The organism is Nakamurella flavida, assembly GCF_030811475.1.
GTDB lineage: Bacteria > Actinomycetota > Actinomycetes > Mycobacteriales > Nakamurellaceae > Nakamurella > Nakamurella flavida.
The window spans coordinates 3,256,747-3,273,234 of record NZ_JAUSQV010000001.1; the positions used below are offsets into that span (position 1 = coordinate 3,256,747).

Below are 16,488 nucleotides of genomic sequence, written 5' to 3' on the forward strand. Positions count from 1 at the left end.
GCACCCATGGTGGCGCTGCCGGAACGGTGGACCGTCCGCAGGCCCGGAACTCATCTCCGCCCGTGCGCACGGCGGTACCGGCTATCCGTGGGTCAGGCCCGCGGCGGCAGCCGGTGCAGGACCACATCGCTGATCGCGCCGCCGTCGGCCGTCGCGGTCAGGTAGGTGCAGAACGGCTGTCGGCGGCGGTCGGTGGGGGAGCCGGGGTTCAGGAGCCGCATCCCGGCCGGAGTGGTGCTGTCCCAGGGGATGTGACTGTGCCCGAACACCAGCACGTCGGTCTCCGGGAACGCGGCGTCGGCACGCGCCTCCCGCCCGGCCCGGCCGCCGGTCTCGTGGACCACGGCGAACCGGACGCCGGCGATCTCCGCCCGGGCCACCTCGGGCAGTCGGGCGCGCAGGTCGGCGCCGTCGTTGTTGCCCACCACCCCGATCAGCCGGTCGGTGCGTCCGGTCAGCTCGTCGAGCAGGTCCACGTCCACCCAGTCCCCGGCGTGCACGACCACGTCGGCCCGGTCCACCTCGGCCCACACCTGCTCCGGCAGCACCTTCGCCCGCTTGGGCAGGTGCGTGTCGGCGAGCAGCAGCAGCCGGACGCCGGTCACGCGTCGCGGAGCGCCGGGAGCACGGTCTCGCCGAGCAGGGCGAGGTGGTCCAGGTCGGCGAGATCCAGGATCTGCAGGTACATCCGCTGCACCCCGGCCTCCGCCCAACGGCCCAGGGTGTCGGTGATCTGCTCCGGGCTTCCGGCCAGATCGCCCTGGCCGAGTCCACCCAGGTCGCGGCCGATGACGTCGGCGCGGCGCCGGAGTTCGGCGTCGTCCCGTCCGCAGCAGACGGTCAAGGCGGCGGAGTAGACCAGGTCGGCCGGGTCGCGGTCCACCTCCGTGCAGGCCTGCCGGGTCTTCTCGAACCGGTCCAGCACCAGCTCGAGCGGGGAGAAACCGACATTGAACTCGTCGGCGAACCGGGCGGCCAGCGCCGGGGTGCGCTTGGGGCCGTGGCCTCCGACGATGATCGGCACCTTCGGCGTGCCGTGCACCGACTGCACCGGCTTGGGCAGACCGGGTGCCCCGGACAGCGTGTAGTGCGTCCCGGTGTGGTCGAACGTCTGCCCGACCGGTGTCGCCCACAGCCCGGTGAGGATCTCCAGCTGTTCGGTCAGCCGATCGAACCGCTCTCCGAAGCCCGACCCGAAATCGATCCCGTACGCACGGTGCTCGTCGTCGTTCCAACCCGATCCCAGGCCCAGATCGAGCCGCCCGCCGGAGATCTCGTCGACCTGGGCGGCGGCGATCGCCAGCATCGACGGGTGTCGGAAGGTGGCCGAGGCGACGAGGGTGCCGAACCGGATGTCCGGCACCTGAGCCGCCAGCACCCCGAGGCTGACCATGGTGTCGGACGGACCGGGCAACCCGTCACCGTCGCCCATGACCAGGATGTGGTCGGAGCGGAAGAACGCCGAGAAGCCGGTGTCCCGGGTGGCCCGGGCCACCGCGAGCAGGTCCGCGTGCGAGGCGCCCTGCTGAGGTTCGGTGAAGATGCGCAGATCCATGGGACGAGCGTAGGGGGAGAGCGACCGGGCGACGCGGCGGACCGGGTGGGTGGGCTCGGGCGCGGACCGGGAGGCATGACGGGGTCGAGTCAGCAGGCAAGGGTGGGTCGGGCCTCTGGACCGTTCGGGCACGGTGGACCGGCACGGGGTGGGTCGGGTGGACTGGTCCGGTGAGGTCGGAACGGGTGGACCACAGGCCGGGAGTCCTCGCCGCCACCCAGGCCGCCGCGTCTTCGTCGCTGCAGGTCGTGGTCGTCGCTCCGTCGAACTGGGGGAAGCGCAGTGGACCCGCACCACCCGTCCGAGGTCTGGATACCACGAGTTCACATGACTAGATTCGAACACGTGAACGACGAGCCGGACGACTGCGGAGGCGCAGTGAGTGCTGCGCCGTCGGCCGGGCTGGCGGAGGCGGTCGGCCTGCTGTCCGGTGATCCGGGGGAGCTGGGCGGGGCTGCGCTGGTGGACGCGGTCGCAGCATCCGAGCGCGTCATGTCGGCGGTGTCGGCCTGGCAGATGCGTGCTCTCGCCGCGCTGGCTGTGCCGGGGGTGGCCGGTGATCCGACGGGGCTGGCCCGCCGGCTGGCCGGGCAGTACCTGATCGGGGAACCCGGTGGGGACACGGTGGCCGGCTTCGTGCCCGAAGCCGCGCAGTCGATGGCCGCCGGCGAAGTCGCAGCGATCCTTCGAATCTCCCCGGTCACCGCCGGGGTTCGCGTGCGGGACGCGATCCGGATGTGCACCGACCTCCCGGCGACATTGCGATCTCTGTCCGAGGGCACGATCGATCGAGGCAAGGCGCGAGTCATCGCCGACTTCACCTCCCCGCTCCCGGCGCACCTCACGGCCGGAGTCGAGGAGCGGGTGCTGCCGATCGCCCGGACCGAGTCGACGGCAGCGACGCGCAAGGCAGTGGGGACAGCAGTGATCGCGGTCGATCCCCGCGGGGCTACCGAACGACACGAGCAGGCGCGGCGGGAGCGGGAACTCGTGGTGCTTCCCGGCCGAGAGGGCATGTCCACGGTGAGGGCGTACCTGGCCGCGGACGGCGCGGTCGGCATCTTCCAGCTGGCCGATCTGCTCGCGACGCACACCGGCGGGTTCAGCGACGACGACCGGCCCATCGGTGCGCGGCGGGCGGATGCGTTGGCCGACCTGGCCGATCAGATCCTCACCCATGGGCAGATCGATCTGGCCGACTACCTCACCTCCGACGAAGACGCCGGTGTCGACGTCCGCGAGAAAACCGTTGTCGAAAGCGATGTCGATGACAGCCGCGCCGCCTCCGTCTCGCCCCCGTCGATCGCTGTGTCGACTCCCGCACCGACGCCGGCCCCGGCAGCCACACCTCGCGGCCCGGCAGCCGTCGTTTCGGTTTGCGAGCCGGCCCCGGCAGCGGCTGTCTCGGAGGCCGCCACGGTCTCGGCTTCCGCGTCTGCCCCGGCAACTGCCGATTCCGACCCGGCTCCGTCGGTTTCCGGCCCGGCCCCGGCCCTCGCCGTCTCGAGGGCGGCCGCTCGCCCCACGCGCCGCTTGTCCCGGCAGGGCCGTCGCCCCCATCTGCAGGTGACCCTTGGTCTGCAGACCCTGGCCGGCCTGGACGACCTGCCGGCACATCTCGCCGGGCACGGCGCCGTCACCGCCGGGATGGCCCGCAGCATCGCGGCCTCGGCGAGCACGATCACCGCACTGCTCGCCGAACCCGTCACCGGTGCGGTGATCTCCGCCGGGTCCCACCAGTACCGCCCCCGGCAGGATCTGCGGGACCAGGTGTCGGCTCTGGCGGACTCCTGTCGGTTCCCGTCCTGCCGACAACCGGTCTGGCGGTGCGACATCGACCACCGCGACCGCTTCGACCGCCGGAATCCCCGGTCGGGTGGTCCCACCACCACGGGTAACACCGACCCGCTGTGTCGGCGCCACCACCTGTTCAAACACCACGCCGATTGGTCCCTGCGTCGCAACCCTCCGACCGCCTCCGATCCTGCTGGCCTCGGGGTGAGCTGGACCAGCCCCACGGGTCACAGCTATCTCGACCCACCGCGGCAGGTCGCCGTCCCCGTGGGGTGGGCCAGCCAGCACGCCGACGCATGCGCCGGGGTAAGCGGACCGGACGGCGACAGTGACAGCCACAGAGACAGCCCCGATCCCGCGGACCCTGCGGATGCTGCGGATGCTGCGGATGTTGCGGATGCTGCCGACCTCGAACTCGTCGAGCGACAGGAGGACCGGATCTCTCGAATGCTCCGCAAGCACCTGCGCTCCGTGCCGCGCCGCCGCGTCGAGGTCGCTGGCTCCGATGGTCATCCGGGTAGCGGCGACCACTCCCCGACGAGGACACCCGATGACGACCCTCCGCCGTTCTGACCGGCGTCGGACCGGGCCCACAGGCCCGCCTCGTCATACCGGCAGATTCCCGATCCCGGCGACCGCGGCGCGGCGAGTCTGCGTCGTGAGGAACACGGATCTGCGGAGGGAGTCGGCTACCGGCGGACCGGCCGGTGCACGGCACACCTGCGCGCCGATCCGCCCGACGGGGGTGGAACCGCACGATGTCTCGATCACCGCCGGGCGCCCGGCCCAGGGTCTTGGTTCGTCGAGTGGTGTGTGCACCGATGACGGGTCAGGTGCGCTCGCGCTGCTCGCTGCCGCCCGCCGGCTCACGACCTCGGTCAGGTGCGCTCGCGCTGCTCGCTGCCGCCCGCCGGCTCACGACCTCGGTCAGGTGCGCTCGCGCTGCTCGCTGCCGCCCGCCGGCTCGCTGCCCCGGTCCGGGGTGTACGGGCCGCCCTCGTCCCCCTCGCCGGGCTCCCGCTCCTTGAGGCGTAACAACCAGGCCGTCACGCCGAGGACGAGGACGAGCCCACCGAGCACGGCGATCTCCCGGATGGAATCGGCGAACACCGCCCCCTTGCCCAGCTCGTCGGCCGCCTTCACCGACAGCACCACGATCTCCTTGATGGAGGCGATGATCCCGACGAGCAGGAACGGCTCGGCGATCAGCTCGCGGCGGGCGATGGTGATCCGGACGGCGAACAGCAGCTCGACCACGATGAACACCAGCAGCAGGGTGTCCAGCATCTCCAGGGCCGCCGCGCCCGCGGTGTCGGACGTGAACACGGCCGGCACCTGCCGGGCTGCGGCGACCAGCACCGCGATGGCCACCACCAGCAGCAGAACGGCGATGCCGACGTAGACGATGCCCTCGGCGATCTCCAGGGCCCGGTTGCCCACCTTGACGTGCGCCGGGACGTCCTCCTCGCCCTGCTGGGTGGATCGGTCCTGGCCGCGGCGATCGTCACTGGTCACGCCGGAGATGATGCCCGAGCGCCGCGGGACCGACGGTCAGTCGCCGCGATCCAGCCCCAGGTGCTCGGTCAGCACCGCGACCAGCAGGGCGTGGTCGTCGGCCTGCGGGAGCCCGGACACCGCGACGGTGCCGACCACTCCGACCCCGGCCACGGTGATCGGGAACGCGCCACCGTGCGCGGCGAACACCGTCGGATCCAGCAGGGTCGACGCGGCGAAGTCCTTGTCCGCGGCGGCGAGTCGCCGCCCCACCAGGTAGGACGACACCCCGAACCGGCGAACGGTGCGGATCTTGCGCTGGATCCACTGGTCGTTGTCGGCACAGGACCCGGGGAGTGCGGCGTGGAAGACCTGCTGCTCGCCGATCTGGATGTCGACGGCCACCGGTGCCCCGGCTGCCCGCGCCCGGGCGACCAGCAGACTGCCCAGCGTCCACGCGTCCGTCAGGGTGAAGGCCGGGAACACCAGCGTCCGCTCCTGCTCCTGGATCGCCGTCACCAACTCGGCTGCGTCCGTGGTGCTCATGTCGTGGCCTTTCCTGCTGCTGCCGATGAGTGGACGGCCCGGATCGGCGCCGCCCGGCCCTGCCTACCGCAGCGTGACCACCCCGGCCAACCCGGCCCGATCACCGTCTCCGAGCCTTCGGGTTCAGAGGAGTCATGGATCCGGAGATGCGGCAGTAGCCTTGGGAGCAGCTCCGTACCCACGGATTGCCGGCAGGTCCGTCCTTGCGGGCCTGTCGAACCGTTTCCCCCTGGAGGAGACCCGTGACGTCCAGTCCCCGTCTGCTGATCGCCGCACTGGCCGCCGTCGGCCTGCTCGCCGCCGGGTGCGGTTCCGGCAGCGAAGCCGGCAGCGGCTCCACCGGTGCGTCGACGCCGGCGGCCTCGGCGAGTCCGGCAGCCCCCGCTCCCTCCTCCGGCGCGGTCACCTCCGGGACGGCGACCTCCGCAACGGCGACCTCGGGCACGACCACTGCGACCAGCGCTGCGGCGGCCACCACCTCCTCCGGCGCGGCGACCGCCACTTCCGGCGCGTCCGCGTCCGGCACGATCACCGTCTTCGCCGCGGCGTCGCTGAAGGCCACCTTCACCGCCATCGGGGAGACCTACCGGGCCGAGAACCCGGGTGCTGACGTGGTGTTCGCCTTCGCCGGTTCCTCCGACCTGGTCACCCAGTTGCAGGGCGGAGCACCGGCCGACGTGTTCGCCTCCGCGGACACCAACACCATGACCAAGGCCACCGACGCCGACCTGGTGACCGGGGCGCCGGTCGACTTCGCGACCAACACCCTCACCATCGTCACCCCGCCCGGCAATCCCGCGGGCATCACCTCCTTCGCCGACCTGGCCCGGGAAGGCGTCAGCGAGGTCATCTGCGCGCCGGCCGTCCCCTGCGGTTCGGCCACCAAGAAGGTCGAGGACGCCACGGGGGTGACCCTGACCCCGGTCAGCGAGGAGCAGTCGGTCACCGACGTGCTCAACAAGGTCGAGACCGGCGAAGCCGACGCCGGCCTGGTCTACGTCACCGACGCGACGAACGCCGGAGCCAAGGTGACGGCCGTGCCCTTCGCGGAGTCCGCGGGCGCGGTGAACACCTACCCGATCGGCGTGTTGCGGAGCTCGGCGAACGCCGCCGCGGCGCAGGCTTTCGTCGACCTGGTCACCGGGCCCCAGGGCCAGGCAGTCCTGGAGGCAGCCGGGTTCGCCGCTGCCGGCTGATGGCCGGCCGAGTCCGACAGGAGACCGCCACCCTGACGACGTCCCCGTCCCGGAGTTCCCGCTCCCCGGAGCCGGCCCGCCGCTCCCGCCGGCGGTCGGGCTCGCTGTCCGGACTGCCGCGCTGGCTGTTCGTCCCCGCGGCGGTCACCGCGGTGTTCATCCTGCTGCCGCTGGTCGCGATGGCGCTGCGCGTCGACTGGGGGAACTTCGGTGCCCTGGTCACCTCCGAGAGCTCGCGGGCCGCACTCGCGCTCAGCCTGCGGACGGCGCTGGCCAGCACCGTGCTGTGCGTCCTGTTCGGGACCCCGATGGCCCTGGTCCTGGCCCGTGGCAGCTTCCGGGGGCTCGCCGTCCTCCGGTCGTTCGTCCTGCTGCCGCTCGTCCTGCCGCCCGTCGTCGGCGGCATCGCCCTGCTCTACACCTTCGGCCGGCGGGGGCTGCTCGGGCAGTGGCTCGAGGTGCTCGGGATCCGCATCGCGTTCTCCACCACCGCCGTGGTGCTGGCCCAGACCTTCGTGGCCATCCCGTTCCTCGTGCTGAGCCTGGAAGGAGCGCTGCGTACCGCCGGGCAGCGTTACGAGGCGGTGGCGGCCACGCTCGGCGCGCGACCCACCACCGTGCTGCGCCGCGTCACCATCCCGCTGGTGCTGCCGGCGTTGATCTCGGGTTCGGTGCTGTCCTTCGCGCGGGCCCTGGGCGAGTTCGGTGCGACCCTGACCTTCGCCGGCAGTCTCCAGGGGGTCACCCGGACCCTGCCCCTGGAGATCTACCTGCAGCGCGAGGACGACGCCGACGCCGCGGTCGCCCTGTCCCTGGTGCTGGTGGTGGTGGCCGTCGTCATCGTCGTCGCCACCCGCACCCGGCAGGCGGAGGGAGCGCTGTGAGCGGCGCGGGCCCCGTGTTCACCGGGGCGACGCACCTCGAGATGACGGTCGAGGACCGGGACGTCCGGCTCGAGCTCGATCTGGTGCCCGGAGAGGTGGTCGCCGTCCTCGGGCCCAACGGCGCCGGCAAGTCGACCCTGCTCTCCGTGCTGGCCGGGCTGCTCCGCCCCGACACCGGGCGCCTCGTTCTCGACGGGACGACCCTGGTCGACATCGACCGTGGCGTCTTCGTCCCGCCCCACCGTCGCCGCACCGTCCTGCTCGCCCAGCAAGCGATGCTGTTCCCGCACCTGACCGCCCGGGCGAACGTCGCCTTCGGACCGCGTAGCACCGGTACCTCCCGTCGGGACGCCGACGCGGCGGCGGACCGGTGGCTCGACGCCGTGGACGCCACCGAGCTGGCCGGCCGGCGGCCCGCCCAGCTCTCCGGTGGGCAGGCCCAGCGGATCGCGGTGGCCCGGGCGCTGGCCGCGGAACCCCACCTGCTGCTGCTCGACGAGCCGATGTCCGCGCTGGACATCGCCGTCGCCCCCGCCCTCCGCCAGCTGCTCCGTCGCGTGCTGCGCGACTCCGCGCGGACGGCACTGCTGGTCACCCACGACATCCTCGACGCACTGGCCCTCGCGGACCGCACCGTGGTCGTCGAGGCCGGCCGGATCGTGGAGGACGGGCCCACCCGGGAAGTGCTGGCCCGCCCCCGGTCCGCCTTCGCGGCCCGCCTCGCCGACATCAATCTGGTCGCCGGGATCGCGGGCGGGACCGGCCCGGCGCCCGACACGCTGCACGGGGACGGCCTGACCCTGCACGGGCGACCGGACGACGACGTGCGGGACGGCGGCGCCGCGGTCGCCCTGTTCACCCCGGCAGCGGTCGCCGTCCATCGCGATCCGCCCACCGGCAGCCCGCGGAACCACCTCCCCGTCACCGTCACCGAGGTCGAGTCCCGGGGGGCCGTGGTGCGGATCCACGCCGAGGGTCCGGGCGGCGCCGCGGTGTTCGCGGACATCACCGCGGCCGCCGTCGCCGACCTCGACCTCGTCCCCGGCCAGCCCGCCTGGTTCGCCGTGAAGGCCACCGAGGTCGGCCTGCACGCCCGGGCCGGGCCCGGACGACGGCCGGGACCAGCATGATCACCCGGGCCCGGGGATGCCGGCCGGGTACCGGACGTGGTCCGCCCCGGTCGAGCGGTTCGCTCGCCTCCCGCCGGCCCCACTCGCTGCCGGCCGCTCCGCCGTTCCCGAGGGCGGGGCCGAACCACCGTCCCGGACCGCACAGCCGTCCTGAAGCCGATCCATCCACGTACCGAGGAGTCCCCATGCGTCTGTCCACCCGGAACCAGCTGCGCGGCACTGTTTCCGAGATCACCGTCGGCGCGGTGATGGCCACCGTCAAGATCGCGCTGGACGGCGGTGACCAGATCATCACCGCGTCCATCACCAAGGAGGCCGTCGAGGAGCTCGACCTGCGCGTCGGCAGCCCGGCCACCGCCCTCGTCAAGTCCACCGAGGTGATGATCGGCGTCGAGTGACGGCGTCCGGACGGGCGCCCGTTCGCGGAGCGGGCGTCCCGGGGTGGCACTGCGGGCCCGCCCGAATTCTTGACCGTTCGTTCTTGACTGGTCGATCAAGTATCCGTACGGTCGATCGCATGGGACGCACCCGGAGTTTCGACGAGGCCGAGGTGCTGGGCCGCGCCGCGAAGTCGTTCCTGGCCACCGGTTTCGAGGGCACGTCCCTGGACGATCTGGTCCGCTCCACCGGCCTGCACCGGGGGAGCCTCTACCAGGCGTTCGGCAGCAAGCGCGGTCTGTTCGTCGCCGCCCTGCGGGCCCGGTCGGTCCCCGCCGAGCCGGGTGATCCCGGTCGCGAGGAGCCCGGCCCCGGCCGTGGTGAGCCGGCCGTCCTGGATCTGCTGCTGGTCGCCACCCTCGAACTCGCTCCCCGCGACACCGAGGTCCGGAGCATCGTCGGCGAGTGGCTCGCCGACCGACCCGACGCGGCGGTCGTGCTCGGGACCCGCCTGCTGGACCGGGCCGGCCTGGGCGCGGCGACCCCGGCGCCCGCCCCGGTCATCGCGACCTGAACCGGCCCACGGGCCCGAACCGGCCCGAACCGGCCCGGACTTGCACCGCCTCATCCACCGGCACTCCCCGAGGAGGACCCATGAACACCGTCACCGTCTCCGACACCACCCTGCGCGTGGAACCCCGTGGGCTGGACAAGATCTGGTCGTTCACCCGATGCCTGGACATCCCGCTGGACCACGTCCGCGGCGCCACCTTCGATCCCGGCGCCAATGCCGAGCCCAAGGGGATCCGCCGGCCCGGGTTGGCCGTGCCCGGCAAGTGGGCCGGGACCTTCGTCCACGACGGCGAGCGTTCGTTCTGGAACGTGAGCACCCCGGGCGACACCGTGGTCATCACGCTGGCCGGGGAACGCTTCGAGCAACTGGTCCTCACCGTCGCCGACCCGCGCGCACTGGTGGACCGGATCAACGCCGCCGTGGTGTGAGACGGCGGGTGTGAGACGGCGGGTGTGAGGGGCCGGGTGTGAGCTGGTGGGACCCGGCAGGGGAAGGATGGACCCCATGACGACCCACACCCCTGACGCCGCCAGCTCCGCGGACTCCCCGGTGGACACCGCCGCCCTGCTCGACCTCGCTCGTCGGGCCGCCTCCGCCGCGGGGGCCGAGTTGATGCGCCGGTACGGCCACATCGAGGGCCTGCGGACGAAGTCCACCGCCACCGACCCGGTCTCGGCCGCCGATCTGGCCGCCGAGGCGGTGCTGGTCGAGATGATCACCACCGAGCGTCCCGACGACGGCCTGCTCGCCGAGGAGGGCTCGTCGCGGCCGTCGGTCTCCGGGCTGCGCTGGGTGGTCGACCCGCTCGACGGGACGGTGAACTACCTCTACGGCCTGGGCAACTTCTCGGTCAGCGTGGCCGTCGAGGACGGGGACGGCGCTCTGGTCGGCGTCGTGCTGGACCCGGGCACCGGGCGCGAGTACAGCGCCGTCCGCGGCGAGGGAGCCTTCTGCGACGGCGAACGCCTGCAGGTCGTCGACCCCATCCCGATGGGCCAGGCCCTGCTGGGCACCGGCTTCGGCTACGACCCGGCCCGCCGTGCCCTGCAGGGCCAGGTGATCGCCGCGTTGCTGCCCACCGTGCGGGACATCCGCCGGACCGGGTCCGCGGCACTGGACATGTGCTGGGTCGCGTCGGGCAAGCTGGACGCCTTCTACGAGGTCGGCCTGCAGCCCTGGGACGCCGCCGCCGGCGGGTTGATCGCCCAGGAGGCCGGCGCGGTGTTCACCGCGCTGGTCCAGCTGCCGGGCGGGCCGACCCGCTTCCTGACCGCGGGTCCGTCCCTGCACCACGAGCTGAGCTCGGCCCTGGCCGAGCTGCCGGTGGTCACCTGATCCCGGTCGGCAGGGCGGCCGACCGGCACATGTCCGCCCGGTGAACAGCTGCCCGGTCACCGGGCGGCTGTCGGTGCCCTCGTCTAGCGTTCACACGATCCACACACCCTGCCGGAAGAACGCGCCACAGTGCGCGCTCCGACGGTGGATCCTGCTGAACGGGGACTCGATCGTGGCTCTCATCCGTACCCGGTGCACCGCGGTGGCCGGAACGGCCCTCGTCCTGGCCGGGCTGCTCGTCCCGGTCGGGCCCGCCGCCGCCGCCCCGGGCGATCTCGTACCGATCGCCGACATCCAGGGCGAGGGTGACGCGTCGCCCCTGGTCGGGCAGAGCGTGAGCACGGCCGGGGTGGTCACCGCGGCCTTCCCCACCGGTGGGCTCGGCGGGTTCGCCCTGCAGACCCCCGGGACCGGCGGACCGCTCCCGCTCGATCCGCCCGCCGCGTCCGTGGCGATCTGGGTGTACGCCCCCGCCCTGGCCGCCACCGTGGCCGTCGGAGACCACGTCACCGTCACCGGTGAGGTGGTCGAGTTCAACGGGCTCACCGAGATCGAGGCGGACGTCGTCGAGGTGCTCGCCGACCCCGCCGCTCCGGTGACCGCCACCGAACTGCCCGGCTGGCCGACCACCGACGCCGAGCGCGAGGCGCTGGAGTCCGTCCTCGTCCGGCCGACCGGTGAGTTCACCGTGACCAACACGTACTCCACCAACCAGTACGGCGAGGTCGGTCTGGCCGCCGGCGGGGTGCCGCTGGTCCAGCCCACCGAGGTCGCCGTGCCCGGATCGGCGGAGGCGCTCGCCGTCGCCGCCGACAACGCCGAACGGGCGGTCACCCTGGACGACGGGTCGTCGATCGACTTCCTCCGGCCGGCGAACAGCGCGCTGACCCCGCCGTACGTCTCGCTCACCGCCCCCGTCCGGGTCGGAGCCCCGGTGACCTTTACCGGCGACGTCATCGTCGATCGCCGCAACAATGCCTGGAAGTTCCAGCCCACCGCCCCCGTGGTGGCCGGCGACCCGGCCGTCCCGGTCGAGTTCGCCGACACCCGCACCGCTGCACCGGATGTCGAGGATCTCGGCGACGGGGGTCTGCGGGTCGCGTCGTTCAACGTGCTGAACTACTTCACCACCCTGGGCACCGACACGGCCACCTGCGAGCCGTACACCGACCGGGCCGGCGACGGCGTCACCGTGCGGGACGACTGCGCCCAGCGCGGCGCCTGGGACGCCGCCGACCTGCAGCGTCAGCAGGACAAGATCGTCGCCGCGATCAGCGCGCTGGACGCCGACGTCGTCGGCCTGATGGAGATCGAGAACTCCGCCGCGCTGGGGGAGACCCCGGACGAGGCGCTGCAGACCCTGGTCGGCGCGCTGAACGCGCGGGACGGCGCCGGCACCTGGGCGGCCAACCCGTCGTCGGCGGAACTGCCGCCGGCGGACCGGATGGACGTCATCACCAACGCGATCATCTACAAGCCCGCCATGGTCACCCGCACCGGTGAGGCACGGGCCCTGGGGACGCAGAGCGACGACGGGCAGGCCTTCGCCAACGCCCGCGAGCCGCTCGGTCAGGTCTTCACGCCGACCTACGACGGCGAGCCGTTCCTGTTCGTGGTCAACCACTTCAAGTCCAAGAGCGCGACCGGGGCGACCGGCGACGACGTGGACACCGGCAACGGCGCCGGTGCCTACAACGGGGCCCGGACCCGCCAGGCGCAGGCCCTGGCGGACTGGCTGCCGACGGTCGACACCACCGAGGCCGGCGACCCGCTGGCCACCGTGCTCGTCGGCGATTTCAACTCCTACGGCCAGGAGGATCCCATCCGCCTCCTCGCCGACGCCGGCTACGCCGATGTGGAGCCCGAGCTCGACGTGGAGACCTCGTCCTACTCGTTCTCCGGGCTGTCCGGCTCGCTGGACCACATCCTGGTCGACCGGGCCACGCTGGACCGGGCCACCGGCGCCGACATCTGGAACATCAACTCCGGTGAGTCCGTCGCGTTGGAGTACAGCCGGTACAACACCCACGGCACGCTCTTCTACGCCCCTGACCCCTACCGGTCGTCCGACCACGACCCGGTCGTCCTCGCCCTGGACGCCGGCGCCGAGCCGGCTCCCGCGGTGACCGTCGACCTGGCCGCCTCCGCCGCCGGGCAGGTGTGGGGTGCAGCGCCGGTGACCTTGACCGCGACGGTCACCGGGACGGGGGCCACCACCGTCGAGTTCGCCTCCGGGGACACGGTTCTCGGTTCGGCCGCGGTGACCGGCGGCGTGGCGCAGCTGACGCTGCCGATCACCCTGGCCCCGGGGGACTACCCCGTCCGGGCCCGTGTGGTCGGGGCGGACGCGGCCGTGCTCGCCGTGTCCGCGGAGGCCACCGTGACGGTGACGGCCTCGGCCACCACGCTGGTGCTCGTCCCGGTCCGCATCGGCGTGGTGGAGGTCGTGCTGGCCGTGGTCACCGCGGATGCGGGCGGACTCACCCCCCGCGGCACGGTCACCCTGGAGAACGGCCAGCAGGCCGGGACCACCCGGATCCTGCGCGGCGGCGTGGCCCTGTTCGTCCCGCGGGTGGACGGCCTCTACGCGGCCCGGTACGTCCCGCAGGCGGACACCTTCCACCTGCCGGCCGAGAGCCTGAACACGGTGACCGTCGAACGCTGGTGACCCGCGTCCCGGTCCCGGTGGTCGATCAGCGTGCCGGCCACACCGGACCGGGACCGGTCGGGTGCGTGGCTCGGTGACGCCGGACCAGGTCGGCGTAGTGGTGGAACGACGCCCGGGGCCGACGCGACAGATCCGCCCGGTCCACGGCCACCAGGCCGTACCGGGCGGTGTGCCCGTCGGCGAACTCCCACCCGTCCAGCAGGGACCGGTGGAAGTAGCCCCGCACGTCCGCGCCCGCCGCGCGCGCGGCCACCACCGCGGCCAGGTGATCGTCCAGGAAGGCGATGCGCGCCCGGTCGTCCCGCTGACCGCCGGCCGGATCCGGCCGGTCGTCGAACGCGGCGCCGTTCCCGGTGACGACCAGCGGCGGGAGAGCGGGGTACCGCGCGGTCAGGTCGGTCAGCACGGTGGTCAGCCCGGCCGCGTCGACCGGGTGGCCGTTGTCCGTGTGCGCGGCGTCGGCGGGATGGTCCAGGGAGAAGGGCACGGAGCGGTTCTCGGGGACCGCGGTCACCGTGGTGGGGGAGTAGTAGCCGACGCCGTAGAAGTCCAGCGGAGCGGCCAGGACGGCGAGATCGCCGTCCTGGACGACGCTCTCGTCCACACCGGGCGCCCGGAGCAGCGCGCCCGGGTACCGGCCCAGGAACAGCGGATCGGTGAACTGCCGGTTGTGGTAGCCGTCGTACCACCGCGCCGCGCCGCGGTCGGCGACGGCGCCGGTGGCCGGGGCGACCGCCGTGTGGTGGTTGGCGATCCCCACCGGGGCCCCGCTCCCCGCCCGCAGGGCGGCCACCGCGAGACCGTGCCCCAGCAACTGGTGGTGGGTGGTGGCGAAGGCCGAGCCGAGCAGGGTCAGCCCCGGGGCGTCGATCCCCACCGCGTAGCCGTACGCGGTGTGCAGCACGGCCTCGTCATGGGTGATCCACGCGGCCACCCGGTCGCCGAACCGCTCGGCGGCCAGTGCCGCGTACTCGGCGAACGCCGAGGCCGTGTCGCGGGCCAGCCAGCCGCCCTCCTGCATGAGCTCCAGGGGCAGGTCCCAGTGCAGCAGCGTCACCCACGGGGCGATCCCGGCGGCGAGCAGGGAGTCCAGCATGCGGTCGTAGTACTCGACGCCGGCCGCGGCGGCCGACCCGCGCCCGCCGGGCTGCAGCCGCGACCACGACAGCGACATCCGGAAGGCCGGCACCCCCAGCCCCGTCAGCAGGGCGAGATCACCGGGCCAGTGGTCGGCCAGCGCTGCGCCCACGGCGGGGGTGCTGCCGTCGGCGATGCGCCCCGGCGCCAGCGCCACCACGTCCCACACCGACGGGGTCCGGCCGCCGGCGGTGTCGTCCCCCTCCACCGACGCGGCGGTGCTGGTCACCCCGAGCACGAAGCCCGGTGGCAGGCCCGCGCCGGGTGGCGCACCCGGGGGGAGCGGTCGCGTGTGTCCGATCGTCATTCCCCGATCCTGACAGCGGAATCATGCATCCGCCGCCGACCACGGGCCGGTAGTGGTGTGGCCGAGCAGAGGGCGTCGAGAAGACCGGCGCCGCACCGCCGCATGTCGAGAACGAGGTACCCCCCACATGACGCAGACGTCACGGTCCGGATCGCCCGCCCGCCCCGGCGCCCGGGGCAAGCGCTTCCTGCTGCTGTACGTCGCGATCGCCTTCGTCGCAGTGATCATCGCCGTCATCCTCGTCCTCGTCCTCAGCGGCGGGGAGCAGACCGGGGACGGCACCGGCCGCGACCAGATCACCACCACCGGGCAGAGCGACGTGGTCACCGCGCCGGGCCGTTCCGACCGGTAGCACCGCCGGGCCTCGGCGCGACCGTCGAGTGCGTCGGCCATACTCGTCCTTCTCTGGTTCAGCAGGGCAGCCAGGAAGTCTTATTTCTCGAGGGAGACTTCCATGGCACCCCTGAGCGCCCCCACCCTGATCCGACCCGAGACGCCCGTCCCTGTGCCGAGCATGCTCGACGGGCGGTCGGACCCCACCCCGTCGGCATCCGCAGCAGCACGGTTCGCCGCTGCCGCACAGTTCGCCGCCGCGCAGTTCACCGATGCGCAGAGCGCTGCACACGGTGCTGGAGGCGAGGAGTCGGCCGACGAGGCCCCCCTGGACCGCGTGGGGACCGCACCCCGATCCGCGGGGTCGGCCGGTGCCCCAAGGCCGCCGTCCACCATCGCGGCGGCGCCCTCGCCCGAGCGGGCCCGCCGGATGATGCAGCTGCTCGCCGACATCACCGAGTCGACCGACGCCGGGGAGCAGGCCCGTCGCCGGGCGGTCGTCGTCCGCGAGTACCTGCCGGTCGCCCGGTCCATCGCCGCCCGCTACCGCGGCCGAGGGGTGGAGCGGGGCGATCTCGAGCAGCTGGCCAGCCTGGGCCTGGTCAAGTCGGTGGCGCGCTGGTTGCCCGACCGCAGCGAGGACTTCCTGCAGTTCGCGGTGCCGACCATCTCCGGGGAGATCAAGCGGTACTTCCGCGACCACTCCTGGACGGTGCGCCCGCCGCGCCGGGTGCAGGAACTGCGGGTGGCCATCGGCGACGCCGAGCAGATCTTCTGGCAGCGGCACGGGCGGCGTCCGACCGACCCGGACATCGCCCGCATCGTCGGGGTGTCGGCCGCGGCGGTGGCCGAGGCCCGGACCGCGGTGGCGCTCTGCCGCCCGCCGTCGCTGGACGCGGACGCGGGGACCGGCTGGGTGATGGCCCAGAGTTACGGCGAGGTCGACCACGACCTGGCCCGCGTGGAGGACCGGCTCGCGGTGGAGCGGCTGCTGAGCATCCTCAGCGACCAGGAGCGCAAGGTCGTCGACCTGCGCTTCCAGCACGGATGGTCGCAGTCGCAGATCGCGCAGGAGGTCGGCGTCAGCCAGATGCAGATCTCCCGCTGGCTGCGGGACATCACCGGCAAGCTGCGCACCGCCTGCGCCTGATCGGCGC

16 protein-coding genes are annotated in these 16,488 nt (G+C 73.2%); 11 read left to right on the forward strand and 5 right to left on the reverse strand.

Features of this window, described 5'->3' with window-relative positions; translation table 11 throughout:
• Positions 1-92: 92 nt before the first annotated feature.
• Both J2S58_RS14405 and J2S58_RS14410 read right to left on the reverse strand, forming a co-directional pair.
• Positions 93-605, reverse strand: coding sequence for a metallophosphoesterase family protein (locus J2S58_RS14405; RefSeq protein ID WP_205257824.1), 513 nt, complete (start codon positions 603-605; stop codon positions 93-95).
• Positions 602-1,555, reverse strand: coding sequence for an LLM class F420-dependent oxidoreductase (locus J2S58_RS14410; protein WP_205257825.1), 954 nt, complete (start codon positions 1,553-1,555; stop codon positions 602-604). The genes J2S58_RS14405 and J2S58_RS14410 overlap by 4 nt, the downstream gene beginning before the upstream one ends.
• 327 nt (positions 1,556-1,882) lie before the next feature.
• On the opposite strand from J2S58_RS14410, the gene J2S58_RS14415 reads away from it, so the two are divergent.
• Complete coding sequence (locus J2S58_RS14415) at positions 1,883-3,922, forward strand: HNH endonuclease signature motif containing protein (protein WP_306828676.1); 2,040 nt, start codon at positions 1,883-1,885, stop codon at positions 3,920-3,922.
• Between the two features lie 354 nt (positions 3,923-4,276).
• On the opposite strand, the gene J2S58_RS14420 is transcribed toward J2S58_RS14415, so the two are convergent.
• Both J2S58_RS14420 and J2S58_RS14425 read right to left on the reverse strand, forming a co-directional pair.
• The gene (locus tag J2S58_RS14420) at positions 4,277-4,864 is read right to left on the reverse strand and encodes a phosphate-starvation-inducible PsiE family protein (protein ID WP_306828678.1); all 588 of its coding nucleotides are present in this window, start codon (positions 4,862-4,864) and stop codon (positions 4,277-4,279) included.
• Positions 4,865-4,900: 36 nt separating this feature from the next.
• Entirely contained in the window at positions 4,901-5,389 is a 489-nt protein-coding gene (locus tag J2S58_RS14425) for a heme-degrading domain-containing protein (RefSeq protein ID WP_205257827.1), read from the reverse strand.
• A 242-nt stretch (positions 5,390-5,631) separates the two neighbouring features.
• Here J2S58_RS14425 and modA point away from each other — a divergent pair, with 242 nt between their 5' ends.
• The 8 genes from modA to J2S58_RS14465 all read left to right on the forward strand — a co-directional run bounded on the left by modA (position 5,632) and on the right by J2S58_RS14465 (position 13,554).
• On the forward strand, positions 5,632-6,585 hold the full coding sequence (modA, locus tag J2S58_RS14430; protein WP_306828681.1) for a molybdate ABC transporter substrate-binding protein: 954 nt from the start codon (positions 5,632-5,634) through the stop codon (positions 6,583-6,585).
• Positions 6,585-7,469 (forward strand): ABC transporter permease, encoded by an 885-nt coding sequence (locus J2S58_RS14435; RefSeq protein WP_205257828.1) that lies wholly within the window; start codon positions 6,585-6,587, stop codon positions 7,467-7,469. The genes modA and J2S58_RS14435 overlap by 1 nt, the downstream gene beginning before the upstream one ends.
• A gap of 41 nt (positions 7,470-7,510) precedes the next feature.
• Positions 7,511-8,599, forward strand: coding sequence for a sulfate/molybdate ABC transporter ATP-binding protein (locus J2S58_RS14440; protein WP_205257964.1), 1,089 nt, complete (start codon positions 7,511-7,513; stop codon positions 8,597-8,599).
• A gap of 185 nt (positions 8,600-8,784) precedes the next feature.
• A complete protein-coding gene (locus tag J2S58_RS14445; protein WP_205257829.1) occupies positions 8,785-8,997 on the forward strand; it encodes a TOBE domain-containing protein in 213 nt (70 codons plus the stop codon).
• Between the two features lie 119 nt (positions 8,998-9,116).
• Positions 9,117-9,551: a TetR/AcrR family transcriptional regulator gene (locus tag J2S58_RS14450; protein ID WP_205257830.1), complete on the forward strand. Its 435-nt coding sequence runs from the start codon at positions 9,117-9,119 to the stop codon at positions 9,549-9,551.
• Positions 9,552-9,631: 80 nt separating this feature from the next.
• Entirely contained in the window at positions 9,632-9,979 is a 348-nt protein-coding gene (locus tag J2S58_RS14455; RefSeq protein WP_205257831.1) for a hypothetical protein, read from the forward strand.
• A 76-nt stretch (positions 9,980-10,055) separates the two neighbouring features.
• Positions 10,056-10,886, forward strand: coding sequence for an inositol monophosphatase family protein (locus J2S58_RS14460; protein WP_205257832.1), 831 nt, complete (start codon positions 10,056-10,058; stop codon positions 10,884-10,886).
• Positions 10,887-11,058: 172 nt separating this feature from the next.
• Positions 11,059-13,554 (forward strand): ExeM/NucH family extracellular endonuclease, encoded by a 2,496-nt coding sequence (locus J2S58_RS14465; RefSeq protein WP_205257833.1) that lies wholly within the window; start codon positions 11,059-11,061, stop codon positions 13,552-13,554.
• Positions 13,555-13,579: 25 nt separating this feature from the next.
• Here the strand turns inward: J2S58_RS14465 and J2S58_RS14470 are convergent, their stop codons facing one another.
• A complete protein-coding gene (locus J2S58_RS14470; protein WP_205257834.1) occupies positions 13,580-14,998 on the reverse strand; it encodes a glycoside hydrolase family 1 protein in 1,419 nt (472 codons plus the stop codon).
• 127 nt (positions 14,999-15,125) lie between these two features.
• On the opposite strand from J2S58_RS14470, the gene J2S58_RS14475 reads away from it, so the two are divergent.
• Together J2S58_RS14475 and J2S58_RS14480 are read left to right on the forward strand one after the other, a co-directional pair.
• Complete coding sequence (locus J2S58_RS14475; RefSeq protein WP_205257835.1) at positions 15,126-15,350, forward strand: hypothetical protein; 225 nt, start codon at positions 15,126-15,128, stop codon at positions 15,348-15,350.
• Between the two features lie 102 nt (positions 15,351-15,452).
• Positions 15,453-16,481 (forward strand): sigma-70 family RNA polymerase sigma factor, encoded by a 1,029-nt coding sequence (locus J2S58_RS14480; RefSeq protein WP_205257836.1) that lies wholly within the window; start codon positions 15,453-15,455, stop codon positions 16,479-16,481.
• Positions 16,482-16,488 lie beyond the last annotated feature (7 nt).

Excerpts from the sequence above, each read along its gene's own strand:
- J2S58_RS14410 (WP_205257825.1), bottom strand. The coding sequence starts at position 1,555 with ATGGATCTGCGCATCTTCACCGAACCTCAGCAGGGCGCCTCGCACGCG.
- J2S58_RS14415 (WP_306828676.1), top strand. The coding sequence starts at position 1,883 with ATGACTAGATTCGAACACGTGAACGACGAGCCGGACGACTGCGGAGGC.
- J2S58_RS14425 (WP_205257827.1), bottom strand. The coding sequence starts at position 5,389 with ATGAGCACCACGGACGCAGCCGAGTTGGTGACGGCGATCCAGGAGCAG.
- J2S58_RS14435 (WP_205257828.1), top strand. The coding sequence starts at position 6,585 with ATGGCCGGCCGAGTCCGACAGGAGACCGCCACCCTGACGACGTCCCCG.
- J2S58_RS14440 (WP_205257964.1), top strand. The coding sequence starts at position 7,511 with ATGACGGTCGAGGACCGGGACGTCCGGCTCGAGCTCGATCTGGTGCCC.
- J2S58_RS14445 (WP_205257829.1), top strand. The coding sequence starts at position 8,785 with ATGCGTCTGTCCACCCGGAACCAGCTGCGCGGCACTGTTTCCGAGATC.
- J2S58_RS14450 (WP_205257830.1), top strand. The coding sequence starts at position 9,117 with ATGGGACGCACCCGGAGTTTCGACGAGGCCGAGGTGCTGGGCCGCGCC.
- J2S58_RS14455 (WP_205257831.1), top strand. The coding sequence starts at position 9,632 with ATGAACACCGTCACCGTCTCCGACACCACCCTGCGCGTGGAACCCCGT.
- J2S58_RS14460 (WP_205257832.1), top strand. The coding sequence starts at position 10,056 with ATGACGACCCACACCCCTGACGCCGCCAGCTCCGCGGACTCCCCGGTG.
- J2S58_RS14470 (WP_205257834.1), bottom strand. The coding sequence starts at position 14,998 with ATGACGATCGGACACACGCGACCGCTCCCCCCGGGTGCGCCACCCGGC.
- J2S58_RS14475 (WP_205257835.1), top strand. The coding sequence starts at position 15,126 with ATGACGCAGACGTCACGGTCCGGATCGCCCGCCCGCCCCGGCGCCCGG.
- J2S58_RS14480 (WP_205257836.1), top strand. The coding sequence starts at position 15,453 with ATGGCACCCCTGAGCGCCCCCACCCTGATCCGACCCGAGACGCCCGTC.